Origin of the sequence: Asticcacaulis sp., assembly GCF_020217185.1 — a bacterium.
In the GTDB taxonomy this organism is placed as follows: domain Bacteria; phylum Pseudomonadota; class Alphaproteobacteria; order Caulobacterales; family Caulobacteraceae; genus Asticcacaulis.
On the sequence record NZ_JAIWNX010000195.1, the window covers coordinates 1 to 10000 of the forward strand.

Annotated in this window: 8 protein-coding genes; all 8 read right to left on the reverse strand. The window is 63.1% G+C overall.

The features are described from left to right. Positions 1-1667: VRR-NUC domain-containing protein (locus LDL37_RS09615; RefSeq protein ID WP_290797319.1), on the reverse strand; the 1667-nt coding region annotated here is incomplete at its 3' end. Positions 1668-1736: 69 nt separating this feature from the next. Further along, positions 1737-2717: a type II secretion system F family protein gene (locus tag LDL37_RS09620; RefSeq protein WP_290797322.1), complete on the reverse strand. Its 981-nt coding sequence runs from the start codon at positions 2715-2717 to the stop codon at positions 1737-1739. Positions 2718-2733: 16 nt separating this feature from the next. Then, on the reverse strand, positions 2734-3714 hold the full coding sequence (locus LDL37_RS09625; protein ID WP_290797325.1) for a type II secretion system F family protein: 981 nt from the start codon (positions 3712-3714) through the stop codon (positions 2734-2736). Between the two features lie 36 nt (positions 3715-3750). Further along, on the reverse strand, positions 3751-5367 hold the full coding sequence (locus LDL37_RS09630) for a CpaF family protein (RefSeq protein ID WP_290797327.1): 1617 nt from the start codon (positions 5365-5367) through the stop codon (positions 3751-3753). Between the two features lie 9 nt (positions 5368-5376). Continuing rightward, a complete protein-coding gene (locus LDL37_RS09635; protein ID WP_290797330.1) occupies positions 5377-6804 on the reverse strand; it encodes an AAA family ATPase in 1428 nt (475 codons plus the stop codon). Between the two features lie 8 nt (positions 6805-6812). Beyond that, complete coding sequence (locus LDL37_RS09640) at positions 6813-7499, reverse strand: CpaD family pilus assembly protein (RefSeq protein ID WP_290797333.1); 687 nt, start codon at positions 7497-7499, stop codon at positions 6813-6815. 11 nt (positions 7500-7510) lie between these two features. Next, positions 7511-8941 carry a type II and III secretion system protein family protein gene (locus LDL37_RS09645; RefSeq protein ID WP_290797336.1) on the reverse strand — a complete coding sequence of 477 codons (1431 nt, stop codon included), beginning with the start codon at positions 8939-8941 and terminating at the stop codon, positions 7511-7513. Positions 8942-8967: 26 nt separating this feature from the next. After that, positions 8968-9882, reverse strand: a complete 915-nt coding sequence (gene cpaB / locus LDL37_RS09650) for a Flp pilus assembly protein CpaB (protein ID WP_290797339.1) — start codon at positions 9880-9882, stop codon at positions 8968-8970. Positions 9883-10000 lie beyond the last annotated feature (118 nt).

Sequence of the window (10000 nt, forward strand, 5' to 3'; positions counted from 1 at the left end):
TGTCCACCGGTCGTCTCGATATCGACCACCGTATAGACCTGATCCGGATCGGGGCTGAAGGCGACGCGCAGTATGCCGGCCTCAAATCCCGCCTGCCGCAGCAGGTTGAGCCTTGCCAGTTGATGCCGGCGCACCTGATCGCCTTCGCCCTTGACCTCGATAAATTTGACGCCGCCCGAACCGATGAGCAGCAGGTCAGGAAAGCCGTCGCGCAAGCCCTGAAAATCGCTGCACAGGGCCGCCATTATGTCACGCACGGCCTTTCGCGGGGCGGCGCTCAGAAAGTCACGCAGCAGGTTCCCTAAACCCGGCCACCAGCCGAAGACGCCATTCTCACGGCCTTCGTGGCGGGCGAGTGGATCGGCAATCAGCGGCCACGCGCGGCCTGTTTCCAACGCGCCCAGACGCTCTGTCACGGCGTGCGGGAACAGGGCGGTGAAGCGATTGTCTTTCAGGGCCTGCGGCATCCAGTCGAATTCCGAGGCCAGCGATCCCGGCTGCTCAAACAGTTCGTCCCAGAACAGCAGACCGAACAGGGCCGGCCACAGGCCGTTTTCGACGTGGTGCGCCGTCCAGCCCTGCGCCTCGTAATGGCGGATGGCCGCCAGCTCCGGCAGGCCGCGATAGAGGTCATCGGCACCGATCTCTTCACCGTTGCGCAGCAGGTCGGTAAACGCACTGGTGCGTTTCTTGCCGAACTTGCGGCGGTAAAAGTCGTCGGCGAACAGGAAGGCCTCATCGTGCGCCGGGGCGTCGAGCATGGCCTCCAGCAGGCCCAGCACGCGCTCTGTCTCGCCCCGCCCGTGCAGCAACCGGATGGTGCGTTCCTGACTCTCGAACAGGCCCGATTGCGCGTAAAAACCGATGGCCTGATCCGTGTCCTTCCGGCGTTCAAAGAAGCGCCCCAGATCGTGCATCAGCCGGTCGCGCAGGCCTTCGACAAACGGCGTGGCGGGGGTGGGCAGGGTATCGGCGCGTTCGGCCAGTCGCTGATAATCCTCTGGCGTCGCCCCCTTTAACGACCGTAGCGCCTGCGTATAGGCGTGGCCGCCCAGCGCCTCCTCACGGCTGACGAAACGCGCCTGATAGGCCGTCTGGCCGCGCACCGAGACGACGCCCAGATCCCGCAGGGTAAAGGCCGTCAGATTGTCGCTCAGCTTGCCGAAATAGAGGTAGAGCAGGAAGCCCACCGTCTCCCGATGCCCCGGCACCCAGGTGGTCTGTGAAAAGCCCGCAGCGAAATCGTCAAACGGCAAGGCCGCCTCGACCGCCCGTGCCACCTGGGCTTTCGACCACTGGCGCGACAGGGGGATGTCATGGTCACGCGCCATCTGCTCCAGCACGGGCCGCGTCAGGGTATCGAGCCATGACCGGTAATCTTCGGCGCAAGCGCGACGCGCGAACCCGGCCTCGGCCAGTTCCTCCAGCCGCCACTCGATCTCAGCGATCTCGGCATAGACGAGGTCAGCGGCCGTAAACACCGGCCGTTTGCGGTTCGACATGCGGATAAACAGGCACTGCGCCTCAAGGCTCAGACCCGTAAAATCCGCAATGAAGTTGTGTTCAGTCTCACCCAGTACGCTGGCATAGACCTCGCGCACAAAGGCCAGCATTTCGCTGAAATGCGCGTGGTAATAGGTCGGCGGCAGGACAGGAAAACGCGACATGATCGACCTTCTGGCGTGTCATCATGTTCTTTATATGTTCCGGCCTCGCCGCGCAAGCCGTCGCGACGTCTACTTCTTATGCATCATGTCCATGATGTTGAGAATGGCCGGGCCCAGAATGACGACAAACAGCACGGGCAGAAAGAAGACGATCATCGGCACGGTCAGCTGTGCGGGCAGGGCCGCCCCCTTCTTTTCCGCCGCCGACAGGCGCAGCTCGCGGTTTTCCTTGGCCATGACGCGCAGCGCCGTGCCGAGCGGTGTGCCGTACTTTTCGGCCTGAATCATCGCCGTACAGACGGACTTGATGCCCGGATAGTTGGTGCGGCGCGCCAGCCCCTCATAGGCCATGCGGCGTTCGGGCAGGTAGGACAGCTCCGCCACCAACAGAGACAGTTCTTCAGCCAGTTCGATGGAGGCCGAACCGATTTCCTGCGACACTTTTTGCAGGGCGGCTTCGATCGACATGCCCGCTTCGACGCAGATCAGCAGCAGGTCAAGCGCATCGGGAAAGGCGGCGACGATCGAGGCGCGGCGCTTGGAGGCGGCATTGCTGATATAGATGTTGGGTGCGTAATAACCCGCAACGAACATGGCAACGCAGATCAGCAGCTTGATGTTCTGCGGCTGACCGAAATCGTTGACCACATTGATGTAGAAGGCCGCAAACGCCCCCAGAACGAAGGGCATCAGGAAACGGAAGAAGTAGAAGGTGGTGACCGGTTTGGGGCCGCGGAAGCCCGCCATGGCCAGCTTGTCCACCACCTTGGGGTCTTCGAGCAGGGTCTTCAGATTCAGGCGATCGACGATGCGCTTATAGAGGCTTTCATCGGTTTGACGCAGGCCGCTGTTGCCGGATTGAACCATGGACTGACGGGCCTGCCGGCGCAGTTCTTCGCGGCGTTGCGCCACGGCCTTCATCCGCTTGTCCAGTTGCTCACCGGACAGGGACGAACGCATCAGCGTCAGCACGGCGAAGAACGCCAGTATCGCAACCACCACGGCGATCAGATTGGCCGGTTGCATCAGGGTGTAGGCCAGGTCTTTCATCTGAAAATCACCCGCCTTAGAATTTGAAATTGATCATTTTGCGCATCATCAGGATGCCGGAGGCCATCCACACGGCCCCGCCCAGCAGCATCAGATTGCCGCGTGGATCAGACAGAAGCGGCGCCATATAGCCGGGATTGGTGATGTAGATCATGGTGCCGACGCCCGGCGGCAGGACGCCAATGATACAGGCCGAGGCGACGGCTTCGGACGACAGGGCCTTGATCTTTTCGCGCATCATGCGCCGTGAACGCAGGACGTGCGACAGGTTGCCCAGCGCTTCGGCCAGATTGCCGCCGGTCTTTTGCTGGATGGCGATGACGATGGTGAAAAAGCGCAGTTCCGGGGTCGGCATGCGCTCGCACATTTTTTCGAGCGCCATGTCCAGCCCCATGCCGATGGCGATGTTTTCGTTCAGGCGCTGAAACTCCGGCCCCAGAGGCGCGGGCAGTTCTCTGGCGATGACCTTCAGGCCGTCATGGACCGGCAGGCCCGACTTGATACCGCGCACCAGGATGTCGATGGCGTCGGCAAAGCTGGCGGTGAATTTGGTGATGCGGCGCTTGGCCAGAAATGACAGAACCCAGCGCGGCGCGCCATAGCCAAAGGCGAAACCGGCACCCAGCGCCGCCAGAGCGTTTCGGCTGACGACGAGGACGATCACCGCCGCGATCAGGCCCCCGGCAACGGACCAAATCCAGAAGGTTTTCACATTGGGGGTGAGGCCTGCGTGCTGCAAACGCGCCGTCAGTGACAGACGCGCCTTGCGTTCGCGCTGCTCGGATTCCTTGAGTTGCAGCAAAATCTGCTTGCGGCGCTCCTCAGGGGTGCGGCTGGCGGCGGTGCGCTGGCTCTTGCGCTTGGCGGCCGAGGTGGCGCCTACCGCGATGGCCTGCGCGCGCTTGGTCGCAACCTCGGAGCCGCCACCACCGGTCAGCACGAAGCCGAGCGACGCGAGGATAACAAAGCTCAGAAAGGCGATGAGGACGATCATCATAGCCGGTCACCGGCTTCACAGAAGGAGATGACGGGCTTATTCCGCAGCATCGAGCGCCTCCGCCAGTTCGCGCTCCAGACCATAATAACGCGCGCGGTCCCAGAAGCGCGGACGACCGATCCCGGTCGAACGGTGGCGACCGATGATCTTGCCTTCCTTGTTTTCGCCCTCGATCTCGTACAGGAACAGGTCCTGGGTGATGATGACGTCGCCTTCAAGGCCCAGCACTTCGGTAATGTGGGTAATGCGGCGTGAACCGTCGCGCAGGCGGGCGGCCTGAACAATGATGTCCACCGAGCCCACGATCATTTCGCGAATGGTGCGCGACGGCAGGCCATAACCGCCCATGGTGATCATCGATTCCAGACGCGAAATGGCTTCGCGCGGGGAGTTGGCGTGCAGCGTGCCCATAGAGCCGTCGTGGCCGGTGTTCATGGCCTGCAGGAGGTCGAAGGCCTCTGGGCCGCGCACTTCGCCGACGATGATGCGCTCAGGACGCATCCGCAGACAGTTCTTGACCAGATCACGCATGGTGATCGCGCCCTGACCTTCGAGGTTGGGCGGACGGGTTTCCAGACGCACCACATGCGGCTGCTGAAGTTGCAGTTCGGCGGCGTCTTCACAGGTGATGACGCGCTCGGTCGGGTCGATGAAGGCCGTCATGGTGTTGAGCAGCGTCGTCTTGCCCGAACCCGTACCGCCGGAGATCAGCACGTTACAGCGCGACGCCCCGATGACCCCCAGTACGCGCGCCCCTTCCGGACTGATGGAGCCGAACTCCACCAGATTGCGCATGGTCAGCTTGTCTTTTTTGAACTTCCGGATGGTGAGCGTCGGGCCATCGAGCGCCAGGGGCGGCGCGATGACGTTAACGCGCGAACCGTCCGGCAGACGGGCGTCACAGATGGGCGAGCTTTCATCGACGCGGCGACCGACCTGCGACACGATGCGCTGACAGATGTTCATCAACTGCCCATTGTCGCGGAAGCGAACATTGGTCAGTTGCACCTTGCCGGAGACTTCGATGAAGACGCGGCCGGCGCCATTGACCATGATGTCGGCGATGTCGTCGCGCGCCAGCAGTGGTTCGAGCGGCCCATAGCCCAGAACGTCATTGATGATGTCCTGAACCAGCGCGTCCTGCTCGGCGATGGACATGGAGACGTTCTTGATCGTCACCAGTTCCGAGACGATGTCGCGGATTTCCTCTGATGCCGCCTTTTGGTCCAGTTGCGCCAGTTGCGACAGGTCGATGGTGTTCAGAAGCGCGTTGAAGATCGCTGTCTTGGTGGCGTGATAATAGTCCGATTGCTCGCGCACGATCTCGGTAACCGCCTGCGCCTTGTGCATCTGGTCGATACCGGCGGCCAGCTTGCCGCCCTTGACGGCGGGCTTGTCGCTGCTGCGGCGGTCTTCGCTGGCCTGAGGGGTGTCGGCCAAGCCCTGCGGGCGCGTAGCGATATCGCCGGCTGGCTTGGCAGGCGGTGGCGCACCCTTGATGTCCTTGGGCTTATCAGCGGAGGCGTTGCCACCACCCAGCGCCTGAGGGCGCATCTGTGCGGCGGCCTGCGCGCCCGGTGACGGGGCGGCCGCGCGCGCGGCGCCGAAGCCGGCAGGCTTACCCGATGAATCCGTGGGGCGCTTTCCGAACACCTGTCAGCCTCACTTCTTCTTCGGGAAGAATTTCCCGATCAGCGAGGTGGAGGCCGCCTTCTTTTTCGTTTCCGCAGTGCGGCCGGTGATGGTGGTGGTCAGGGTCAGAAGCGCCTCGTGCGCCTTGGACGCCGGGGCGCATTCGCCGATCATCTGGCCGTTATTGGCGGCCTGACCGAAGGTCTTGGCATCGAAGGCGATGGTGCAGGCGGGGGCAACCCCCAGGGCCGCCGTGAAGTCCTTGACCGGGATTTCCGGACGGCCCGGCATATCGACCTGATTGAGGACGACGCGCGGCGGGTTATCGTTCGGGCGGAAGGATTTCAGCAGTTCGATCAGGTTCTTGGCATTGCGCAGACTGGCAAGGTCCGGTGTCGCGACGATCACCACCTCATCGGCGGCGATCAGGCATTTCTTCAGCCACGGCGTCCACACGTGCGGCAGGTCCATCACGATGAACGGCGCGACGGAACGCACCTTGCGCGTCACCTCTTCGAAGGCCTCCTCATCGGCCAGATAGTCCTGATCGAGCGAGGCCGGGGCCGAGAACAGCGACAGGCGTTCGGTACAGCGCGTCAGCATACGGTCCAGCAGCACCTGATCGAGGCGGTCGGGCTCGTTCAGAGCGTCGGCCATGCCTTGCAGCGGGTCCTGATTGAAGTCGAGCCCGGCGGTGCCAAACGGCAGATCGTAATCGGCAATGACCGTATTGGCCTGCATCACTTCCGACAGGCTGTGCGCGAAATTATGCGCCAGAACGGAGGAGCCGGCCCCGCCGCGCGCGCCGATAAAGGCAATGGCGCGGCCGACGAACGGCGTTTCCGGATCGTTAAACAGGGTAGAGATGGATTTGATCAGTTGCAGCGGCTTGACCGGTGCGACCATGTATTCCGACACACCCTGACGGATCAGTTCGCGGTACAGAGAAATGTCGTTGTGCGCGCCGATCACGACCACCTTGGTATTGGTGTCGCAGACTTCGGCCAGCCGCCCAAGCTGTTCCAGCAGACCATGCGCCGCCTGCTTCGATTCGACGATCAGCAGCGACGGAGTCGGTTCGTGCTGATAGACAGCGATGGCTTCTTCGATGCCACCGCGGCGGACCAGCGACTGGGCACGCGCCATGCGACGGTCGAGAGCCGCCGTGTCGCAGGCCTGAAGCGTTGCGTCATTTTCGGGGAAGAAGTGGATGCCGATGCGCGGGATGGATACCGCACCGAGTTCATCCGTGGGCTCGACGGCGGCGAAACTGGCGGCGGTCAGGGCCTGACGCGGCAGACCCGGCGCGGGCGTCAGCGGGTGCAGATCCTCTTCGGGCAGATCCTCGAAAGGGTCGCCCAGATCAAGGGCATCTGCCGCCTCGTAATTCTGGGTGAAGCTGTCGTCGGCGTCGTCGAAGCTGTCGAACGGGTCGGTCTGTCTGGCAGTAGAGGACATGGACGGGCTCACTTGATGACCTGGGCGACATTGCTCTTGGCGGCATCATCCTTGGCCGCCGAGGTAACCTCGCCCTTGCGATACTTGTCGATAATGATGCTGCGGCGTCCCGCGTCGCCGGGTGTCGCAGGCTGCGGCGCGGCGATATCGCGCGGATCGTCGATCTGCGCCGCCAGATTGGCATTGATGGCGCAGCCCAGATTCTGAGGCGCGGCATTGTGGCGGGTGGCCGCCAGATTTTCCCATTCCTGATTACAGTCATTGACCACGGCGCGGTATTCCCGCGTGATCAGGCTGACCACATCGGCCGGCTGGCTTGCGCTGGTCGTTTGCGATACGGCGTGGACGCTGACCTGATGGTCGTTGAAATAGGCGCGAATGGCCGCCCCGGCGCGCAGGGCGTCGGGCGTATTGGCGGTCAGGATGGTGATGTCCACCGCCTGGCCGCCGTTCCAACTGGCCTTGCGGGCCACCTGATCAAGGGCGCGGCGCTGATTTTCGGACAGGCCACTCTTGGGGTGGATCTTGAAATGCAGGGCGTCGGTGCGCGACTCGGCCTGAAGCGGATAATGGTCAAGCGGCGTCGGTGCCAGAGACTGAAGGCTGGGCGGGGTGTTTGAGGCGCAGGCCGACAGCAGGGCAGTGCCGAGGACAAGGGCGGTGAGTCTGAAGGTGGCCGGGCGGTTCATGGGCATGTCGCGGGTTCCTATTCGATCACATAGCCGATGGGGGCCTGATAGCTGCCGGCCGGAGGCGGCGCTTCGGCGACTTCACCGCGCTTGGCACGCACGGATTTGTTCAGACGTCCGAGGAAAACGGATTCGAGGTCAGAGGCGACCTGGAAATTGTCGGCCGGGGTCTGGAAGGCGTCCGGCGACTTCGCCGAAACGATATAGGGCGTGACGATGACGACCATTTCCGTTTGCTCATCGAGGAAGTCGCGTGAGCGGAACAGGGCCCCCAGCACCGGTATCGTGGTCATGCCGGGCAGGGCGTCAATGCTCTGCTTGTACTTTGATTGCAGCAGCCCGGCGATCATCAGGGAGCCGCCCGATGGCAGTTCGACGGTGGTTTCGGCGCGCCGCACCGACAGGCCGGGAATGGTGAAGGTGTCATCCAGCGTGAAGGCACCGGTATTGACGATTTCCGAAACCTCGGTCGAAAGCTTCAATGAGATGGTGCCGTTCGACAGCACCACTGGTGTAAAGCCCAGGCCGACGCCGTAGGTCTTGAATTCAACGGTGATGCGACCCTGAGCATCCTTGGCCACGGGCACGGGGAATTCCCCGCCCGCCAGGAACTTGGCCGATTCACCGGAAACCGCAGCCAGATTGGGCTCGGCAAGGGTGCGCACCAGACCGACGCGCTCAAAGGCCTGAAGCGAGGCCGACAGCAAGTTGTCGGCATAGCCGATCTTCATGCCGCCCAGCGCCTTGCCATTGGTGCCATAGGTCGGCGTGTTCTGCAGGGCGTACTGCACTTCGCCGGTCTGACCGGACAGGCCGTTGAAGTTGAAGCCCATCTGCTTGATCGAGGACTTCTGGACCTCGACGATGCGCACCTTCAGGCTGACCTGATCCTTACCGGCGATGGCCAGCATGTTGATGATGTTTTCCGGCTTTTCGGCAAAGGCCACCGACAGGCGCTGAATGGCCTCGGACTCGCTGGCGTTCGCCACCACGCCCGACAGGATCACATAGCCATTGACGCTCTGCACCTGCACATCTGACTGCGGATAGAGCTTGCGCACCGTGTCCGACAACTGATCGGTGGAGACGCCAACGCGGACCTGAAGGTTGAGGATCTGACGCCCTGTGGCGTCGAAGAAGATGGCGTCCGACTGACCGGCGGTGACCCCCAGAACAAAGATACGGCGCGGGGTGCGCAGCACGGCGTCGGCGACCGCCGGATTGGAGACGAAGACGTCGGCAGCGTCCACAGGCAGGTCGATCACCGCCGAGCGCCCTTTGGCGAGGTTGAGCACCTGCGTGCGGGCACCTGAGGTCTGGGTCTGCACGCTCATGGGGCTGCCCAGCGAGGTGTAGGGCTTGGGGGCGGCCTGAACGCCGGTGGCCGCCAGACTGCTCATCAGCAGGCCAGCGGCAAAAACGGTGAAGGCGAGAGGGGCGCGTGCCATGTCAAAACGTCTCTTCATCGAAACTCTCATCGGGATACCGGCACATCGGTGCCCTGGCCATTGCGATAGACGACCACCTTGTTGCCGGCGCCGGCTGGGGAAGGCCCGACGCGACCGGAGGGGCCCCCGACATCGGCGTAGGAGCGCAGCATCAGCGACAACGGCCCCTGCGCCTTGGCCTGTGCCAGAGCCTCGCCCTCTTCGGGGCGAACCTCTAAGGTGGCGGTGGCCCCGATGACCGAGGGCTGATCGGACTTGGCTTCGACCGTCTGATCGACGGCCAGCACCTTGACATTGCGCAGGACCGGTTTGGCCACGTGCGAGCTTTGGCCATTATTCTGGACCTCCATCGATACGACGATATCGACGCGGTCGCCGGGCAGGATGAAGCCGCCCGCCGTGCTTTCGACGGTCACCGGCACGGCCATGGCGCGCATGCCGGGAGCCAGCATGACGGCCATGAAACCGCCCGCATCGGCGCGCACGACCTTGCGCGCCACGATCGGCTCATTGGCCAGCATTTCCTCGCGCACCACGCCGCCCAGCACGGCGTCCATGCCGCGCGTCGGGTTCAGCACCTTATCAGCCGCATCGACGACCTTAGCGGCCCCGGTCTGGACTTTTTTGTCCAGCGCCTTGTCTTCGGCGGACTTGGCTTCGGCAGGGGCGACAGGCGTTACCGGCCGGTCGGTGAAATAGGACTCGGTGATGCCGTCTTCCGGCCACGCTTTCCACGTCAGGTCGGCTTCGGCGATGCGTTCCCCCACCTTCAGGTGACGCGCGGCGACCAGCACCTTCACGGCGGAGGCCTCGGCTGAAACCTTTTGCGAGGCATTGGCGTTGGATGCGCCATTGCCGCCGATCATGCCGCGCACGACCAGCGCCAGCAGAAGCGCTGCGACCGCGGCTATGCCCATTACGACAAAACGTGACGCCTTCATGGAGGTTCCCCTTCAAAGCCCCGGCGGCGTTCTGGCGCGCACGGATAGCCAGTCAATTGGCAGTTGCGGCGAATCTTGGCTTAACGGTGGTTAACGGGAGCCTAAAGAAAGCTAATGG